This window comes from Nitrosomonas sp. (genome assembly GCA_016703745.1).
In the GTDB taxonomy this organism is placed as follows: domain Bacteria; phylum Pseudomonadota; class Gammaproteobacteria; order Burkholderiales; family Nitrosomonadaceae; genus Nitrosomonas.
Genome location: JADJBK010000006.1, coordinates 1,804,337 through 1,822,635, shown reverse-complemented (window position 1 = coordinate 1,822,635; position 18,299 = coordinate 1,804,337). Strand labels below are relative to the sequence as shown.

Here is an 18,299-nt window from a genome sequence, read left to right as displayed (position 1 = left end):
CCCGATCACGACAGGCTGTAAATCATTGCAAACAGGGTATCCCGTAATCATTCTCCACTCTGATCGGATGACTCTGCCAGCAGTCTGTATACCCAATACCCGCCTTGCTGGTAGATCAGTCTCGGGGTGTCAAGTTCCAGCGGCGGCGGTCGGTCGGTTAGGGGCAGTAGCGGTGCAATCAGGGTCTGGTCACTCGCTTCATCTGTCAGAAAAAAAGCACGAATCAGTTCTTCCGATAGTGATTGCAGGGTGTAGGTGGTGTAGCCGCGCCGCCCCATTTCAGTTTTGAGGTGGCTGATCATGCCGTGAATGTTACCGGTCATGCGGTAGTTTTTGTAAGCTACTCCGAGTTTTTCCGGGTATAGCAATCCCAGTTTGTACAGGTCGGTGACGTGTACTACCAGGTAGGTTTCCCGCTCAGGATCACTTAATGCGCGCAATTCAGCCAGTCCGATTTTATGCGGTTGGGCCAGTGCGTGGGTGAAACGCTGAAACCGGGTGCGCTCTTCATCACTCACTACGGTGGCAACCTGTGCACTCTCGTAATCAAGGATGGCAGCGCGCTGTGTCTGCCAGACTTCCGGGATAATGAGCGGTTCATGTAACGGGCTGCGGGACAGGACATGACGTCCGGTCAGTAAGGCCAGTTGCGCGGAGGTGTCCCACCAGGCAAGTATCGTGGCATCTGCTGCGGCATGTTTCTCAATAGCCGCCGCCAGTGCACTCAATTCAGCTGGTTTGCGATCAAGTATTAATAGCGGTTCGCTGGTGAGATTCTGCCAGTCAAGCAACACCGGGGGATGTTCCGCACGTCGCCCAAAATAGGCGTAGGCAACGACTTGGTCTACCTCCGGTACACGCACTTCGTATTGATCAATGGTCAGGTCAGGCCATGCGCTCAGTTCCAGTTGCGGAAATTTGCTGCTATCTCCCGTCTCCAGCAATTGATACTGATATGGAGCCGTTCCAGGAGTGAACCATAGCCAGGAAAACCAGGCGAGTAAAATAAATCCTCCCGTTACCAGCAGGATGCCGAGTAACGGGAGGATCTTGTCCAGCCAGCCCGCTCGCGCGCGCTGGCCAGTCGTCAGTGGCTCGCTCAAGCCTGTTTCTGCTTGCGGCTGCGCCAGCCAAGCAAGGCCAGTGTGCCCGCGAGCAGCATGCCACCACCCAGTCCACCCAGGGAGATTTTGTCCTCAGGGGTCGTGATGTCCAGCAGGCTGGTTTTCTTGCTCTCCAGTTTGTTCACCCGTTCCTGCAGAGCAGCCATTTCCTGCATTTTGGTGTGTTCATCCTGAATTTCAACATAGGCACGGTTGATCGGACCCCAACCTTCGGTATAGGTCCAGCCACCCGGGTTGGTATGCGCCAGACCAACGTGCATTTTTGCCAGGTCGTTTTCAGCCATTTCCAGTACTTTCAGTTCGATCGAGGCCGGGTTGTTGCCTTTCGACCAGAAGAGCTGGGTGAAAATATGGAAACCAGGTTTCTCTGGCTCCGGAGGAGCAGGACGATTGGTTTTCTGTCCCGTCAGGTTGCCTGCCTTGTACAGCTTTTCAACCAGTTCATGGGCTTCCTGATATTTGGCCAATCCTTCCAGTGTGCCTTTGTCCATCAGTTCCAGGTAGGAGCGGGCAAAACGTTCGGAGTGACACTGGGTGCAGGTGACAACCCAGGAGTCAAGCCGTGCTTCTGACCAGTCGCTGGTGATGTTTTCTGCAATGCCCGGAACAAATGGGTAGTTCGCCCAACGAATCTTGCGTGTGATGTTGTGGGTGTATTCGCCTTCATACTCGAAATGGCAACCCGCACAGGTCGGTGCATTTTGTCCACCAACAGCGTAGGCATCTTTCAGCGGTGCTTCCCAGTTCCATTTATCGCCCAGCATGGCAACCATCTTGCCGTGCTTGGACATGGAATAGGTTTCCCAGTTGTTGTGGTCTACTCCGCTATGGCAGGTGGCGCACGCTTCCGGTTTGCGCGATTCGGCTGCAGAAAATTCGTGACGTGTATGGCAGGAGTCACATTTGTTCTGGTTGGTATGGCACATGGTGCAGCCTTCCGCAACTTCTCTTTGCGGCATCGCGGCCCAGACGGTGGTCTCAACGTTGGCGCTGTAGTCAAGCGCATGGGATGGACGTCCGTCCGGCCATTGTCCATTCGGCCAGATCATGGTGTCACGCTCGGATTCACGTTCGGCAAATTCACGCAGGTGGCAGGCACCACAAACATCTGCTGTCGGCATGATCAGGTCTTTGCTGTGATCAATCTTTTGCTTCGAGTCCGCATTGATCGATACGTGACAGTCTATACAGCCAACTTCTTTCAAAGGTTCTTTCTCGCCTAACTTACCCATCGAACGCAGATTGGCTTCGACTTCTTCTAACTTGGCTTTCTTGTAGTAGGTCGGATCACTCGGCTGCAGTTTGCGAACCTTGTCCAGGTTCGCATGGGTGCTGCGCTTCCACGCCTGTACCCATACCGGCGACTCATCTGTGTGGCATTCTACACATTCCTTCCGGCTCGCCTTGTCGCGCATTGAGGTCGGTGGCTTGTAAAACGTGGCCGGATCCAGGTACATGCTGTACGGTATCGGCTCCCAGTATTCCCCCATCGTGCCCTTACCCGCCCCTTGCGCCGGATCCTTGTAACGCTTCACCAACGCTTCGTGCGTCTCTTTCGGCGTCGCCTTGCTACGATCCAGACCCAACGCTTCATACGTTACATCCGGCACCGTCGATATGTTCGCCTGTACCCCACCAGCCAGCGCTAATCCACAAGCTAGCAGTACTCCCTTCAGCCAAAATCCGGCATGCATGTCTCTCTCCTTATTTACAATAGATAACACTCTTCAGCCGCAAACAACACAGCCTCAACCCATAACCCTGATAGCACCTGAAAGGCGACTCTTGTGCCTTGATGCTTTGTTTTTATGAATAATTCCCTTTCCAGCGATTGAATCTATGACGCTCGCTGATTTACTAAATGTTAATTCAGCCTGTTTTTTGTCGCCAGCCGCAATCGCAGTTCTGATTGCCTTGATTGCGGTTCTTAATTTTGAACGCAAACTAAAATTGTGTTCGCGTTTTTTGACTGTTTGTCTAGCTCTCTTTTTAGCTTGCGCGGTATTTGCCATAGTTTGTTTGTACCCTTATATCTGTTACCAGTTGCTGACGTGTTTCAACATAACACGTGATTCTACGTTTATTTTAAATTTAATGCAAAAATAGTCTCTTGCAACCAGCCATCTCCGCTTCCATACAAACACAAGGAAAAGAAAGCTATTCAGCGATTTTCAAAAGCAGGTTTTCGTAAACTTTCTTTTTAATCAGAGCACCATAGAATTATAAATTAAAGTGACAGATAATCACCATGCCAACACTCTCCTTTCGCAAGCATTTAAGTGCGCCCGATTTAACCAAGAAAATTCGCGCTTGTTTTGAGAGAATTGAAGACAAAGAAAGCGGCAAAGTATTCTTCCCAAGCGATTGCTTGATGTCGGGATTTGCGGTTATTTAGCTTAACGCATCCTTCATTATTGCAATTTGACCAAGACAGGGAAGATGATTTAATTCGGGCCAATCTAAAATCCTTGTATGGCGCTGACCACGCGCTATCGGATACTTATTTACGGAAACGACCGAATAATGTCTCGCCTAAGCTCTTGCGCCAGGCGCGCACGTTGGAATTGAGAATAAAACGCCTAATACCTTAAAAATAAAAGACCATCACTTCGAACATAACTTCGGGCACGGTTACCGGCATTTATCCACTGTCTTTGCCTGTTTGATGATGCTGGCGTTTTTGGTCGATCAGGCACAGCAATATTGCCGTATCTTGCATCAATGAGCAAAACAAATTGCAAGACGTAATAAATGCTTTCAGGAGAAAGCACGCTGATTCCTTACCTACCTTCTTCCGGACTGGAAGACTTTGTATAAATTCATTGCCTTTGGAATAAAACTAACCGTACCAGTCTTTAAGGATTCGACTCAATACGCCAACCAGGGCAAAGTATGTTCGAGGGTGTTTTCCAGAAGAAGTAGCCAATCTTAAAAAAATCGATTTAAGTCAGATGGTTTTGCTTTATCGTAAACCATAGATTTTGCAGCAAATGTTCTTTAAGTTAGCGGGAGGTGCTGCACTTTCGTGCTATTTCTTGACAATTACAGTGGTGGCTTTATAATCACACGCCTGCCAGCCGATAACCACAAGGGAATTGGTAATTGCAGAAATAAAGCTTCATAAGCGGGAATAGCTCAGTGGTAGAGCACAACCTTGCCAAGGTTGGGGTCGCGAGTTCGAGCCTCGTTTCCCGCTCCATTTAGAAATACTCGAAACACATTAGAATCCAGAAAAAGATTTCGCTTTTCTCTTAATGTAGCTCGACTCAATTAGGCGGGGTGGCAGAGTGGTCATGCAGCGGCCTGCAAAGCCGTCTACGCCGGTTCGATTCCGACCCCCGCCTCCATAAGAAATATTTGTGATTGCCCGGGTGGTGAAATTGGTAGACACAAGGGACTTAAAATCCCTCGGACCTTAACGTCCGTGCCGGTTCGACTCCGGCTCCGGGCACCAAAATAGATGACTTATACACGCCTCTCCAGTAACCAATAAATCTGGTGCATCAAGATTTAACCAAATATTTTTTGATCTTTCCCTCCCAAAAACAAGAGCTCCCGCCAAGATGCAAGGAACTAACAGCAGGAACGCAGGGAGACAACGGTTACCAGCTTTTCAATATGTTATTCGATCATCAGCTTTGGAAACTTACCCTGATCGATAGTGATGGTCAAATACGGCTTGAAACGGGTACTTACAGATATCTGAAAGCTACCAATTGTAATAAATACCAATGAGCCGATAATTTTGCTGCCGAGCTTTTTGTGTGCACGAAGTGACGATATATTGTAAAAATTAACTCGACTATATACGTAGACAATTCCACGCTGGAACATAACGGTATTCGCGTATTCCCACAGTTTGGCAAAAGTATAGGAAAAACGAAATTCAGGCACAACAAACACATCATAATCCCACGCATTCTGACCTGCGGGCGGCAACATGTAGGTGCACCTCACTTCGTCTTCCCGGTATTTGTCAAAATTTAACCACAAATTACCAGCGAATCGGCCTTTCTTCAATGCAACAAAACAATTTCCCCCATGATTAAAACGTGCCTGCAGCGTGCTGAATGGCCTATCCATTTGCTGCAAAACCCCATCATTCACATCAATTTGTCTTATCTCAATATCAAGTGCCTTATTGATCGGCACTAGCTTTTGTGGCGAGACGGGTTGCCGTGTTATGTAATATTTGTGCAGTCTTATTTTTCTAAAGCTGAGCCGATAAAGTACCTTGCCAAATAAATACAATAGCGTGTTTAAGGCTCCCAACTCCTCCAGATTCAGCTTTATTTTCTGTAGCATTTTTTAGTAAGTATCAGAAGTTATGTAGCTTGCCTATATTTATAAAATTTGGTTAACCGCATCGGTATCTCCAAAAATTCTGATTTTTTTCTCGCATTCTTTAACGACAAACAGATTGATCTTAATGGCGCTCTTCTAAACATGGTTGTTACAGATCGCCAATACTCACTAACGGCAACTCTTCCCCATGAAGCTGAAAATAGCGCTGGCTTTAGTGCAATGATCGGCATTCATTCATAAAAGGCATTATCAGAAACTTAACGTAATGGCATAGATACCGATTGATCGCGGCTACTATTTACCAGTATAAACAGAACCAGCAGCATGCTGAAACTCCAGGCGGAAGCAGCCAATACCAACAGAGTTTCTCGCTGCCCGCTAAAGTCCGCACAAATGCGCGCAATAGCAGCCAGCGACATCAGGAAAGTGATGGTCAGTATCAGCGGAATTCTTGAAGGATACTGTTTGACGTGCAAAAGCGTGACGCGCACCATCACATTGACTGAAAGCGTACCAAGTGCGCCAATGGTAATAGCATGCACCATCGTACTGGCATGCATCCCTCCATTCAGTTTTACCCATCCGAGCAATCCAAGTCCCAGCGCCAGCCAGGCGTAACCCAGCCCCAGGCAGATGAGATCCGGGCGTGCCAGGCAATGCCACAACTGCCAGCGGAGCAGACGGATACCAGTCAGCATTCCCGCCAGAATCAGCATCATGCCAGCTACCGGTTTAATGACCGGTGATAACATAACAGATGCCAAAACGGTGACAATTAACCATCCTTCGATATGTGGCTGCACTCGGGCTTCCAATTCCCTGCCCTGACGATAGAATTCTCCGGCAACAGCAGGTGCGAGCATTCTCCCGCCCATGAACAGCATCAACAGTGCGAATAATTGCACGCTTTCATCGATCAGATGACGACTCCATTCGAATGCCGCTATCTGTCCAGTCAAACCAGTAACGATAGTCGCAGCACAAATCATTCCCAGCAGCGGCGCAAGCAAGCGATTGCGCCATTTTTTGGCCACCCATAAACGTGGCAGTAACCGCCAGGCGAGCAGCATGGCAAAACCACCATTGCCGACAAGACTCAACCATCCCCAGTCACCTGTCAGTACGGTCAGCGTGCTCACCCGCGCCACCAGCCACATCCCCAGCAACAGCAATAGATGCCAGGCAGGCATGGGTCCCAGCAGGTAGCCCGCAATCAGTGCCAGCGCATAGCCAAACAACATCTCATAGGCATGCATGGCAGGCACAGCCAGAATGACAGGAGCAAAACCGCCCCGGGCAAATACGGTCATTGGTATGATCAGTAGCGCATAAATACAGGCAGCAATGAAAAACCATTGATGCGCATGAATCTTCTGACGCCAGAAGAACTGCTGATTATCACGCATTCACGTCTGCGCTTGCGTGATCTGACTATTTGGCGGCACACTCTGTGTAAGCCAGACGTTGCCACCTATCGTCGAACCACGCCCAATGGTGATGCGACCCAGAATAGTTGCACCCGCATAAATAACGACATCATCCTCAACAATGGGGTGGCGCACAATTCCCTTGACCAGCGCGCCATGCTCATCCACAGGAAAGCGCTTCGCTCCCAAGGTTACGGCCTGATACAGGCGCACATTGTTGCCGATAATCGCGGTTTCCCCAATCACCACACCGGTACCGTGATCAATAAAGAAACTTCTGCCAATCTGCGCACCAGGATGGATTTCTATGCCAGTCATCGAATGCGCGATTTCGGACATCATGCGTGCAATCAGGGGGATGCCCAATTGGTACAATTCATGCGCCAGCCGGTAATAGGTAATGGCCGCGATACCGGGATAGCACACCAACACTTCATCGATACAGTGTGCAGCGGGGTCGCCAATATAGGCCGCCATAATGTCATCATCAAGCATTTGGCGAACTTCCGGCAAACGCTTGGCAAATGCCTGGGTAATCGCCACCGCGCGTGCATGATCTTCCTGACTAAGTACTTCCGTCTCGGCATGAAAATGCAGCTCATGCTGAATCTGCACCAGTAAGGTACGCAAGGTTACATTTAAAATATAACCTACGTAATGATCCACTCCCTCGACAGACAAATCAGCCGGCCCCAGGCGATTAGGAAACAGCGCCATGCGTAATCCATCCGCAACCGTAGCGATTACTTTGCGAGAAGGCAGCCTCGGTGGTCGGGTATGTCCCTGTCGCTGTTCAAGTGCCGTTGTACGCACAATATGTAATTCCGCGACAACTTCATCGGTCTCCAAATACGTACTTTTCAACAACAAATCACTTGTACTGATGTCATCATCCACCACGACGCTCTCCTGTTTAACCCTGTTGACCGGGTTGTTGCACAAGCAGGTTATTGTACCTGCCATTGCCAGTTTTGCTACCATTCGTGGATTGTGATCTCTGCAGGCAACTCTATGAGCCCAACCCTGATTTGTGGTGATATCGGCGGAACGAAAACCCTGCTGCGAGCGGTAACGGCACAAGATAATATCTTTAACCACCTTCTCGATCGCCACTACGATAGTCGTGCCTATGTTCATTTTGATGAGGTACTACATGATTTTCTGCAGCACCTGTCCGTTGCTCCAGAAGTGATCTGTCTGGCCATTGCCGGACCGGTAACCGCTCAACAAGTGACACTGACCAACCTAAACTGGCACATCAACGCCCAACACATTCAACAACGGTTTTCAATCCCTCTCGTCAGAATCATGAATGATTTCGAGGCAGTCGCCCACTCGATCGAAACACTCTCCCATGACGACCTGGCAACTCTGCAGACGGGCAGTCCACAACCCGATGCAACCCGCGTAGTACTGGGTGCTGGCACCGGTATGGGTGTAGCCTGGCTGGTAAATTGTGTTAATGGAACAACCATACTTGCCACCGAAGCCGGACATATCGATTTTGCGCCTGCTAACACCTTGCAGATTGCACTGTTCGATTATCTGAAGATACGCTACGGACACGTATCAGTTGAACGTATTCTTTCCGGACAAGGATTAGTGGATCTTTTCCATTTTTTACAGAAATATACCCCCGAACCTGGACAAGTAAACGATAGACAACCTGCAGTGAACGAAGCTGCAATGGTTACCAGGCTGGCATTCGAACAGCAAAACCCCACCGCCTTGCAGGCACTTGAGCACTTCAGCGAGATTTATGGCGCCTATGCGGGCAATCTGGCGCTGGCGGGGCTATGCCATGGCGGAGTCTACATTGCAGGCGGTATTGCACCCCGCATTCTGCAAAGCCTGCAGCAACCCGGCTTTATCAATGCCTTCCAAAGTAAAGGGCGATTCCATACCCTGATGCAAACGATTCCGGTTTATGTCATTACCCATAACAAAGCGGGTCTGCTGGGTGCTGAATCCGTAGCCAGACAGATGCTGCACTCCACAGGCAATGCCCATACTAAGCGACCATTTCTTCAATAAACAGGCGATCATATGGAAAGCTACGAAGCTCTGATGGCTACCCTGGCGCTCACGATGGGCGCCTCCTGGGCAAGCGGCATCAATTTATACGCCGTGCTACTGGTACTCGGCCTGGGATCTGCCACTGGCAATGTCGCGCTACCCGACGAACTGGCAGTTTTATCCAACCCCTGGGTTATTGGCGCGGCTGCGATCATGTATCTGATAGAGTTTTTTGCAGACAAGATTCCAGGATTCGACAGCATCTGGGATGCCATACATACTTTCGTGCGTATTCCGGCTGGCGCCCTGCTGGCGGCCGGAGCGGTCGGCGATGTTTCTACCGGTATGGAAATTGCTGCCGGCATTCTGGGTGGTGGGGCAGCTGCGACCAGTCATGCAACCAAAGCAGGTACCCGCATGATGATCAACACCTCACCCGAACCAGTGACCAACTGGACCGCTTCGGTCAGCGAGGATCTGCTGGTATTGGGCGGTTTATGGACAGCATTAAATCATCCACTGGTTTTCCTTGGTTTGTTCACTGTTTTTATGGGTCTTGCCATCTGGCTATTGCCCAGATTATGGCAATTAATCAGATCATTATTGCAGAAATTATTCAAGCTTACCGGGTCTGCCAAGGAATAATCCTCTCGCTTTGTCAGACCTGCTTTTGATCATGTTATGATAATGGCAACTATTTAGATCCAACCCTTTACATCCTCATCAATCCTCATCGAATTCATGATAAAACCCGAGCAAGTTGCGCAATATCTGCAAGATCATCCTGATTTTTTTGTAGCACACCCCACCCTGCTGGATTCCATTCAGTTGTCGCACCTGGAAGAGCATGCCGATGACGAGCAAGTCATCTCGATCACTCAACGGCAGGTAATGATGCTGCGCAAGAAAAATGAATTATTGCAGGACAAATTGATGGCACTAATTGAAATTGGCGAACAAAATGATGCCATTGGTGAAAAAATGCATCGCCTGACAGTGGCTCTGCTGGGATTCAGTTCACTGGCAGAGATGTTGCATGGACTGCAATATCACTTGTGTGAGGACTTCTCCATTCCACATGTTGCCTTACGGCTATGGAGATCGGATGACCTCGATCCCCCACTTCCCGATTCAGTGGTGGATACCGTCAGCGACCAGTTGCGTATCGTCACCGCCGGACTGTCACACCCACGTTGTGGCACAGATGTTGACGACGAAATCAAGCAATGGTTTGGCAGTGACATGCAGCATCTGCAATCCTTTGCACTCATTCCCCTGAAAAAAATGCAGCATTTTGGTCTCCTGGTTCTGAGCAGCCCAGAAGTAGAACGTTTCTATCCGGATATGGGTACGCTTTATCTGACACGCCTCGGTGAACTGGCAAGCAGCTCTGTCATCCGTCTGATGCGACAATTTCCTCAAACAACTGTTGGCACGGATGAATCCACAGCATGAAAAACAGGAAACCGCACTGCCACCCATTTTCAGGCAGTATCTCGTCTATCTCAGGGATGCCCGCAGACTAGCCGCACTGACTTTAGTCAGTTATGAACACGATCTGGCTACATTGGCACGTTTTACCACACAGAAATACCCGGATGACTCGCGAGTGCCCGATGACCTTTTACGGCAACTGCAAGCGCACGATATTCGCTATTTCATTACACGACTGCATGGCGAGGGATTATCTGGCAGAAGTCTCGCAAGAATGCTGTCGGTCTGGCGCGGTTTTTATCGCTACCTGATCCGCCACCACCACCATAGCGACGATCCCTGTTTGGGTGTCCGTGTTCCCAAGTCAACCCACAAACTGCCCAATGCGCTCTCACCTGATGAAGCGGCCCAACTACTGACTTTCAAGCCAACCGATCCCCTGGCAATCAGAGACCTGGCTATGTTTGAATTATTTTATGGCTCAGGTCTGCGACTGGCGGAACTAGCCAGCCTGCAACCAGTGGATATCGATTTCAATCAAGGCATGGCACGCATCACCGGCAAAGGCAGCAAAACACGGCTTGTACCAGTTGGCAAACAGGCGCTACAGGCATTACAGGCATGGTTACCCATTCGTGCCACTCTATTACCACCGGGCGAAACGGCTCTGTTCTTGTCACAGCAGGGACGTCGCATTCATACCCGCACTATTGCCCTGCGCCTGAAACAACGCGCCCTGCTACAGGGGCTGGACAATCACGTCCACCCACATGCACTCAGACATTCTTTTGCTTCCCATTTACTGCAATCGAGCAGCGACCTGCGCGCGGTGCAGGAAATGCTCGGTCATGCCAGCATTCGCAGTACACAGGTCTATACGCATCTGGATTTTCAACATTTAACCAAAATTTATGATCAGACACACCCACGTGCCAAAAAGAAAAATAGCTAGGAGACTCGCGAACAGATCGCATTCGAAATTAAACGAAATTATCAACCGTTTTACCATCCAGATAACCGATATAGGTTCACAAGATTGTTGATACAATTTTCTACGAGGCTCAATTTTGCGACAAGAGTCTTCACAAACCGGGTAACCGGATTTTAATTATTTTTAGGAGAAATTAATGAAAATCAACAAACTTGCCTGTGCTTTGGCACTGAGTATTATCGCCAGTCCAGCCTGGGCAGACCGTATCGGCGGTGGTTCGCGCGCCGATTTTCTATCTGATGAGCTGGTGATCCCCTGTGTCAAACTCAAAAACTATGCGGATGATGACAGCCTGGAAGGTCTTTACTTCGATGTCCGCATGGAAAGACGTGGAGATTCCTTTAATTATCAGCTGGTCGAGGCCATTAAGGAAAACTCGGATGTCTGCCGAAAAATCGCAGCACTGGCAGCATTTGAGGATGATGATTATGACGACAGTGATGATGATGATTCGGATGACGATAAAGGATTTGATTCCACCCCAATCAGTGGCGGCAAAGCAACACGTCTGTTTGTTGGCTGTGAAATCGATAACGATGATGGTCGCGAATCCAAAGTCGAGCTCAAGGTACTGAATCTGGCTCCGGGTAACTACCGCGCCCGCGTTACCTCCGGTGACAATAGTGAGACCAGTCTTGAAAAAACAGCATCACGCTTCGAGACTGAGTTCAAATTCAAAAGTGATACGGATGACAACGATAAAACCTTAATCACAGACGATTTTATTCAGAACAACACTGTGACGGGAGAGATTCTGGATGCAAATGACGGGGTTGTTCTCAGTGCAAACGCAGTCTGCAAGATTGATGACTGATTGACTGCAGCTGATTAATTCTTAAAGAGATGTGGCCAGATTCAGTGACTGGCCACATTTCATCAAAAATATCGGAGACAACTCCCGGTCTTCTGCTAACTTTCACAGGCGATTTTCCACTCTATTTCATCCATGCTTTCAGCTCGTACCACCTTCCATTCCTGTGGCTGGCTATAAGAACGGATAAGCCTGCCCTGTTCCATATTCCAGCCGAACAATTTGAACGCAAGAATTCTAATATGCTTTCCCTGACAGTCGTATTCACGACGGATGGTTTTGGATAAAAAATTTACGCCGGATGCTTTCTGTTCAGTTTTAAAATCCAGCAAAATCCACATCTTGACTTTATCAGCTGCCCGGCGGGCCGAGCTCAGATCCGCATAAACGGTATAACCGCCTTTCTGATTACCCTCGCCTATCTGAATCCATTTAGCTAGTGTATCGGTCGATGTCATGATCAGCAGCAAAGTTAACAGTATTTTTTTCATTGTTTATTTTAACGCTCTCCAGAAGATAGCAGATTATTTAACTTATTGATAAATAATTATTTATCTATCAATGCGGTGATTAGCCGAGCTTCAACATCTCGATATTGAGCACTGTTGTCCCTGGCATGGGATGACTGAATCCAAGCCGGATTCTGTCGAAGAATCTGAATTATTTCATACCAGCCTTCCGGCAGATGCCGTGATTCTGTCGATGGATCAACCTGCTCGACGTGCATGGCAGCATGGCCACGATGCATTAACTTATTCAGTAGTTGCCACTGACGCAAATACAGTATTTGTAATGTATTGTCATCTACGCACAACCAACTGGTGCCTTGAATTTTTGCCTGAATTTCTTTGCCGTAACGACGAAAGGTAGACCATCCTGTTCCTGCCAGTGCACCCAGCAAACTGGCCGCCCCCAGGCTTAACCCGCCTACCATCAGATCAATTCCGGCACCGGCAGCTGCACCCTTAAGAGCGGAGCTGCCCATATCCAGACCGTAGGCTTTCAGTACGCCGGGAGCAAATAAATCCAGCTGCCATTGGCCATCCTGTATAGGGAGGTTCTGCAGAGCGACATCCTGCTGGGTAAAATTAAAGATGGCCAATAAATCATAGAGACAATCCTGCTCGGCCAGTCGAATCGCTTGCTGCATTTTTTGTGTGGCAGACTGTGCAATCACCTCCCGATCTTTTGGAACAACAGTTTGTCGATAACATGCCGCCATGACAATCAATACCACAATTCGTCTGGCTGCGGATTGACAGAGCTGCTGCCAAACCTGTGCGCGAAAATTAATCAACCGCTGCAACGGTTGATAGTAGCCCTCCGCAATACTCTGTATTTTCTGGTACAGACGCTTTTCCGCCTCAAAAGCGAAGGCAACCGTATCCAGTTCAAGGGATGCATGAATATTAAACTCAGCAAGTTTCTGCCGCCATGTGTCCAGGTCTGCCCGACGCGCCTCGATAAAGTTAAACACCGGAATGATTGGTTTCAGAGTTTTGCTGAGCAGCTCAATTTCAATCAGGTATTTTTCCAGGATGGGTTCGCGTACATCGATGACATACAGCAGGACGTCACTGCGCAAAACCTGCCGGATAACTTTTGCCTCTTGTTCCAAGGGGTCATCTGGCGTAGTCCGCTCAGTAAATTCCGTCAAAATTGCTGCCTGTATGGTACTTTTTCTGCTGCCAGCCATTCTGACCAATTTTTCACGCAAAGCATAAACATCCTCGATTCCGGGGGTATCGTACAGATTGAGAATGGCTTCGTGCCCGGCAGAAATGGTTGCGCGTTCCACATGACGGGTTGTGCCAGCGGCGTCTTCTATCCTGCCAAATGCGGTGCTGCGCAGCATGGTGCGAATAAGCGAGGTTTTGCCGGTATTGGTATGACCAACTACCGCAATATTGAGTAATGATGCTTCCCGGCCGTTTGCCGGTCTGGCTGTTTGCATTTCAAATAATCTGGCTAGTGAGTGACAACATGTTCAGCAGGAATGTTACAGCTCTGCGCCAGTCGGAACCATGCCAATTTGCGCGATTCAGTAATTGGTTCCGCTGATTGACTATTTAGAAGTAACAGCCACGCCGGGCCAGAAGTGGCCGCGACGAGGTCGTTGATCATGCGCTGCACACCCCGATCCGGCAGTCGGTAAACCGCTACGCCAATCAACAGCGGCTGCCTGCTCTTTTTTATTCTGTCCAGCATTTGATGGAAACTGGCCTGATCCACGATATTGTATTGACCCTTCACATCTTCTGGCCAGTGTACCCGGTCATCCAGCTCGATTCCTGTTACCAGCGCCTGGATTGGTATATCACCGTTGTGCCCGCTTGCCATTGGCACGTCACGCTCGTCAATCTGCCCAGGATCAGCATCCACTACGCTGGTATCGGGATCCTGCTTCAACAGACCTTGTCGAAGGCCGATGTAATAAGGCAGGTACAGATCCAACTGATAGCGGCGTTCTGACCACTTCAGCATCAAGGATGAAAGTGCAGCCAGCAACAGACGCGGCAGTAATCCATAAGCAATCAATGCACCCAGCAGAAATTTTGCCCAGACTCCTCTGGTTGCAGCATCCTGCAGGATGCTTCCCGAAGAATTGGCGCGGCTTGCCATAATTTGCTGGCTATCAGGCTGCACCATTCCCAGCCATTCCATGGGAGCAGCTAGCAAGCGGGTCAACTCAGGCAAGGCATGTTCCGACAAAAGCGTCGTTCCCCAGATAAAATCATACTGCTTTGCCGTCATCAGAAGAATCAGTATTGCGATACCCGCTAGCAGATAACTCAACCAGAGCCGGTGTGTGAGCAAACTGAACCGCCATTTGCCAACCCTGCCACCGAGACAGGCTTCCCACCAGCCCCTCGCCGCGCCCATAGCCAGGGGATCACTTTCTTTTTCTTTTAACCTGGCAGGAAGCCAGCCCGCCAGTTGCGCTACCATACCTGTGCTCAACCCATGAATACTAAATAATATGCCGACCAGCCACAGCAACATCGACAGAAAATTAAAACCCAGTAATACAGCAAGCAACCAATAAATATTCAAGGTATCAGCCACATCCACCGCCTTGAAGGCCGCCAGACCGCCCAGCAACGCGGCAATTATCAGCACCACTCGATAAGCGCGCCGAAATAATTTCTCAGGTTGCTGTAAGTGCCTGTTAAGCGCGTTGTCCTGAATCAGGCGGCGCGCTCGCGTCATCAGCCGTTCATAAAAAATATCCAGGCTGAACTGGCCAGTGGTGTGTGGCGCCATATCCTGGATACTGGCGTATGAAATTGCCTGTTTCTGATTGCTCTCGATATACCGTAATTGCTCAAGCTTCACCAGATCACGGAAATCGTAATTCTTGATTGCCATTACAGTTGATATAACATAGTTGGCAAATTTAATAAAATTGATAGCATCAAGAAATCGTGAAAGTCAGCTGACCCGGAAGGTGCCCGATACACAAAGCTGACATGACAAGCAATCGATTAAGTAAGGACAATCTACAGAATGACACTCAACAAAGAAAAAAATAATTCAGGACTGACCCAAGCCGTTACTAAACCTGTCGCCATATTCAGATTTTTTCCGATCGAAGGCCCGGGCTATTTTGCCACATTTCTCGACCAGCATGCTGTCCCTTGGCAATTGCTCAGACTGGATGAGGACGATAGCGTTCCAGACGATCTCTCCAGTTTCAGTGGGTTAGTTCTGATGGGTGGCCCTATGAGTGTTCACGACAATTTACCCTGGATAACGCCTATCATTCGGCTGATAAAACAGGCGGTTACTTCTGATATCCCCGTTATGGGAAATTGTCTCGGCGGGCAATTGCTGGCTACGGCGCTTGGCGGGCAAGTCAGCAACAGTCCAATTAAGGAGCTAGGATGGGGAAAGGTAGAAGTAAGCGATACTCCAATTGCACGCAACTGGCTGGGGAATATCACCGAGTTTGAAGCCTTTCACTGGCACGGCGAAACTTTTAGCCTGCCACAAGGTGCAACCCGTCTACTCTCCAGTATGTTTTGTACTAATCAGGCTTTCATATTTGGCAAACATATCGGATTGCAATGTCATCTCGAAATGACATCCGACATGGTGAAAGAATGGTGCCTCCTGAATGCAGATGAACTTCAACAGAATCAGACCAGTCCGGCAGTACAAACTCCGGATGAGATACAAAGCGATCTGCATCAGCGCGTACCAGCACTGCAAACAGTTGCCTATCGGATTTACAAGAACTGGATCACCACACTGGATAAGCATGATGCGTGCATTCAACCCATCCAGCAACCTGAAAAATAGAATAGAACGGCAACAGGTCGCGTACTGTCACTATCTATCGTCCCACCAGCCAGACAGGGCATCATGTTGCATAAACCAGACTTGAACAATCAACGCGGTTGTTGATTCTTCCGATCAGTTTTAGTGGATTTTTCTTTTGTAACTGGATTCTGCAGGGTATAACCCTTCTCTTTCATCTTGTATCCCCCATATGCGCCCGCACCCGCCGCAACCAGCGTCCAGCAGCCAGATAACAGGGGTAATGTTGCCAGCAACACAACTATAATCAATCTTTGTTTTTTATTTATCATATTTTCATTCAAAATGTTATCTTAAATTATCCGCAATATTTCAGATATTATCCGATCTCAACAGATAGCGCGTCACAGATACATATGCACCTAGCCATCCCAGCCCAATTGCGATAACCAGCAGTATCAAGCTATCCAGCCAGACAAAATGATCAAGCTTGAACGTGGTTTCATACAATCTGGCCAGCTCAAACAGTGCCTTGTTGATCTGAGCGATACTAACGGCAAGTATTAGCCAGGCCAGTAGTGCACCAGCCAATCCCTGAATCGCCCCAAAATACAAAAATGGCCGACGGATATAGCTGTTAGTGGCGCCCACTAGCCTGGATACTTCAATTTCATCGCTACGGGTCAGAATCTGCAAACGAATCATGTTGAATACCGCAAATACCAGCGCCGCGCCAAATAAAATAGCCAGCATGATAGCAATAATTCTGCCCAGACTCAGAATAGCATCTAGTTTTCGTGCCCAGTCAGTGTCCACCAGCACATGTGCGATTTTTGGCCAGGCCAGTATTGTGGTGCGCAGTGCTTCGATTTCGTCCACCGTTACATTTCCAAGATTGACAGCAAATACATCAGGCAAGGGATTTTGCTCGAGATTACGCATGATCTCCGCCAGCTCGGTCTCCTGCTGCAGCTGTTGTAACGCAATTTCCTTGGAAATAAACTGAAAATGTGCGATAGCAGACATTTTTTCCAGATTAGCATTGATGCGCTCGATATCGTCCGATGCCGCATCAGTATTCATCAGTACACTCAATTGCGGGGACTCGAGCGACTCTCCAGAAACAGTACGCAGATTATCCAAAGTCAATAGAATACCGGCCGGAAAACTGAGTACGATACCCATCACCACAATGCTTAACACGCTGCTGGCCGGTGAGCCGATCAGCATTTCGAATGCATGACCGACTGCCAGTCCATGTTGCCGCAGCCACCTGATCATTGTGCCAGCTTCCCCTGATACAGTTGCAGCACACGCGACTTATTCTCAATCAACGCCAAATCATGGGTAGCAATCAGCACGGTCACACCCACCTGATGGAAAGACCGGAATACCCCCATGATTTCCTGCGCATAGGCGGCATCAAGATTTGCTGTCGGCTCATCTGCAATCAGCACAGTTGGGCGATTAACAACTGCACGCGCAATACACATACGCTGTTTCTCACCACCAGACAGGCTGACTGGATTGGCTTTTCCCCGGTGCAGCAGTCCCACTTTATCCAATGCGGCACGTGCGCGCGCAGTAGCTACCTTGCTTTCCATCCCCACGACTTGCAGCGGCAATAAAACATTATCGAGCACGGGACGATCGTACAGAATTTTCTGCTCCTGGAAAATCAAACCAAGACCTCGCCGCAGATAAGGAACAGCACTTCGTTTCATCGTACTGGAATCCAGCTTGCCAACCTTGACCGTGCCAGAAGTTGGTTGCTCGATAGCAGCAATCAGCTTCAGCAACGTACTCTTGCCCGCACCGGAATGTCCGATAAAAAAAACCAGTTCACCTGCCATAATCGAGAAACTGACCCCCTGCAGCGCCTGAAAGCCACCCGAATAGACTTTGCTGACCTGCACGAACTGGATCATGAC

General features: G+C 49.0%; 18 protein-coding genes, 3 tRNA genes and 1 pseudogene. 10 read left to right on the top strand and 12 right to left on the bottom strand.

Annotation, left to right across the window (positions count from 1 at the left end; genetic code table 11):
• Window positions 1-47: 47 nt before the first annotated feature.
• From haoB to rpsT, 3 genes are read right to left on the bottom strand one after another with little or no spacing between them, the layout of a single operon-like run.
• The gene (gene haoB, locus IPG31_09740; GenBank protein MBK6618614.1) at window positions 48-1,103 is read right to left on the bottom strand and encodes a hydroxylamine oxidation protein HaoB; all 1,056 of its coding nucleotides are present in this window, start codon (window positions 1,101-1,103) and stop codon (window positions 48-50) included.
• Entirely contained in the window at window positions 1,100-2,818 is a 1,719-nt protein-coding gene (locus tag IPG31_09735; GenBank protein MBK6618613.1) for a hydroxylamine reductase, read from the bottom strand. Before IPG31_09735 ends, haoB begins: the two co-directional genes overlap by 4 nt.
• A gap of 54 nt (window positions 2,819-2,872) precedes the next feature.
• Window positions 2,873-3,136, bottom strand: coding sequence for a 30S ribosomal protein S20 (gene rpsT / locus IPG31_09730; GenBank protein MBK6618612.1), 264 nt, complete (start codon window positions 3,134-3,136; stop codon window positions 2,873-2,875).
• 236 nt (window positions 3,137-3,372) lie between these two features.
• Between rpsT and IPG31_09725 the strand changes: the two are divergent.
• The 4 genes and pseudogenes from IPG31_09725 (at window position 3,373) to IPG31_09710 (ending at window position 4,578) form a co-directional block, all read left to right on the top strand.
• A pseudogene (locus tag IPG31_09725) lies at window positions 3,373-3,993 on the top strand (hypothetical protein).
• Window positions 3,994-4,248: 255 nt separating this feature from the next.
• A tRNA-Gly gene (locus tag IPG31_09720) sits at window positions 4,249-4,323 on the top strand.
• A gap of 74 nt (window positions 4,324-4,397) precedes the next feature.
• Window positions 4,398-4,471: transfer RNA gene (locus IPG31_09715), tRNA-Cys, on the top strand.
• 18 nt (window positions 4,472-4,489) lie between these two features.
• A tRNA-Leu gene (locus tag IPG31_09710) sits at window positions 4,490-4,578 on the top strand.
• Between the two features lie 167 nt (window positions 4,579-4,745).
• Here the strand turns inward: IPG31_09710 and IPG31_09705 are convergent.
• The 3 genes from IPG31_09705 to IPG31_09695 form a co-directional block, all read right to left on the bottom strand.
• Complete coding sequence (locus IPG31_09705; GenBank protein MBK6618611.1) at window positions 4,746-5,429, bottom strand: GNAT family N-acetyltransferase; 684 nt, start codon at window positions 5,427-5,429, stop codon at window positions 4,746-4,748.
• Between the two features lie 257 nt (window positions 5,430-5,686).
• Complete coding sequence (locus IPG31_09700; protein ID MBK6618610.1) at window positions 5,687-6,835, bottom strand: NnrS family protein; 1,149 nt, start codon at window positions 6,833-6,835, stop codon at window positions 5,687-5,689.
• Window positions 6,836-7,819 (bottom strand): serine acetyltransferase, encoded by a 984-nt coding sequence (locus IPG31_09695; GenBank protein MBK6618609.1) that lies wholly within the window; start codon window positions 7,817-7,819, stop codon window positions 6,836-6,838. It abuts the gene before it with no gap.
• Window positions 7,820-7,867: 48 nt separating this feature from the next.
• On the opposite strand from IPG31_09695, the gene glk reads away from it, so the two are divergent.
• The 5 genes from glk to IPG31_09670 all read left to right on the top strand — a co-directional run bounded on the left by glk (window position 7,868) and on the right by IPG31_09670 (window position 12,111).
• Window positions 7,868-8,890 (top strand): glucokinase, encoded by a 1,023-nt coding sequence (glk, locus tag IPG31_09690; protein ID MBK6618608.1) that lies wholly within the window; start codon window positions 7,868-7,870, stop codon window positions 8,888-8,890.
• Between the two features lie 12 nt (window positions 8,891-8,902).
• Entirely contained in the window at window positions 8,903-9,517 is a 615-nt protein-coding gene (locus IPG31_09685) for a DUF4126 domain-containing protein (protein ID MBK6618607.1), read from the top strand.
• A gap of 96 nt (window positions 9,518-9,613) precedes the next feature.
• Window positions 9,614-10,327 (top strand): DUF484 family protein, encoded by a 714-nt coding sequence (locus tag IPG31_09680; protein ID MBK6618606.1) that lies wholly within the window; start codon window positions 9,614-9,616, stop codon window positions 10,325-10,327.
• On the top strand, window positions 10,311-11,258 hold the full coding sequence (gene xerC, locus IPG31_09675; protein ID MBK6618605.1) for a tyrosine recombinase XerC: 948 nt from the start codon (window positions 10,311-10,313) through the stop codon (window positions 11,256-11,258). Before IPG31_09680 ends, xerC begins: the two co-directional genes overlap by 17 nt.
• Before the next feature lie 175 nt (window positions 11,259-11,433).
• On the top strand, window positions 11,434-12,111 hold the full coding sequence (locus IPG31_09670) for a hypothetical protein (protein ID MBK6618604.1): 678 nt from the start codon (window positions 11,434-11,436) through the stop codon (window positions 12,109-12,111).
• Window positions 12,112-12,206: 95 nt separating this feature from the next.
• On the opposite strand, the gene IPG31_09665 is transcribed toward IPG31_09670, so the two are convergent.
• The 3 genes from IPG31_09665 to IPG31_09655 are packed head-to-tail and all read right to left on the bottom strand — an operon-like array spanning window position 12,207 to window position 15,477.
• Window positions 12,207-12,599 (bottom strand): hypothetical protein, encoded by a 393-nt coding sequence (locus IPG31_09665; protein MBK6618603.1) that lies wholly within the window; start codon window positions 12,597-12,599, stop codon window positions 12,207-12,209.
• Between the two features lie 56 nt (window positions 12,600-12,655).
• The gene (locus tag IPG31_09660; GenBank protein ID MBK6618602.1) at window positions 12,656-14,062 is read right to left on the bottom strand and encodes a DUF3482 domain-containing protein; all 1,407 of its coding nucleotides are present in this window, start codon (window positions 14,060-14,062) and stop codon (window positions 12,656-12,658) included.
• A gap of 14 nt (window positions 14,063-14,076) precedes the next feature.
• On the bottom strand, window positions 14,077-15,477 hold the full coding sequence (locus tag IPG31_09655; protein ID MBK6618601.1) for a DUF2868 domain-containing protein: 1,401 nt from the start codon (window positions 15,475-15,477) through the stop codon (window positions 14,077-14,079).
• 138 nt (window positions 15,478-15,615) lie between these two features.
• Between IPG31_09655 and IPG31_09650 the strand changes: the two genes are divergently transcribed.
• Window positions 15,616-16,410, top strand: a complete 795-nt coding sequence (locus IPG31_09650; protein MBK6618600.1) for a type 1 glutamine amidotransferase — start codon at window positions 15,616-15,618, stop codon at window positions 16,408-16,410.
• Window positions 16,411-16,499: 89 nt separating this feature from the next.
• Here the strand turns inward: IPG31_09650 and IPG31_09645 are convergent, their stop codons facing one another.
• Genes IPG31_09645 through IPG31_09635 form a run of 3 tightly spaced genes read right to left on the bottom strand, consistent with a single transcriptional unit; the run spans window position 16,500 to window position 18,296 of the window.
• Window positions 16,500-16,700, bottom strand: coding sequence for a hypothetical protein (locus tag IPG31_09645; GenBank protein MBK6618599.1), 201 nt, complete (start codon window positions 16,698-16,700; stop codon window positions 16,500-16,502).
• A gap of 40 nt (window positions 16,701-16,740) precedes the next feature.
• Complete coding sequence (locus IPG31_09640) at window positions 16,741-17,649, bottom strand: ABC transporter permease (protein MBK6618598.1); 909 nt, start codon at window positions 17,647-17,649, stop codon at window positions 16,741-16,743.
• Window positions 17,646-18,296 carry an ATP-binding cassette domain-containing protein gene (locus IPG31_09635; GenBank protein ID MBK6618597.1) on the bottom strand — a complete coding sequence of 217 codons (651 nt, stop codon included), beginning with the start codon at window positions 18,294-18,296 and terminating at the stop codon, window positions 17,646-17,648. Before IPG31_09635 ends, IPG31_09640 begins: the two co-directional genes overlap by 4 nt.
• Between the last annotated feature and the right edge of the window lie 3 nt (window positions 18,297-18,299).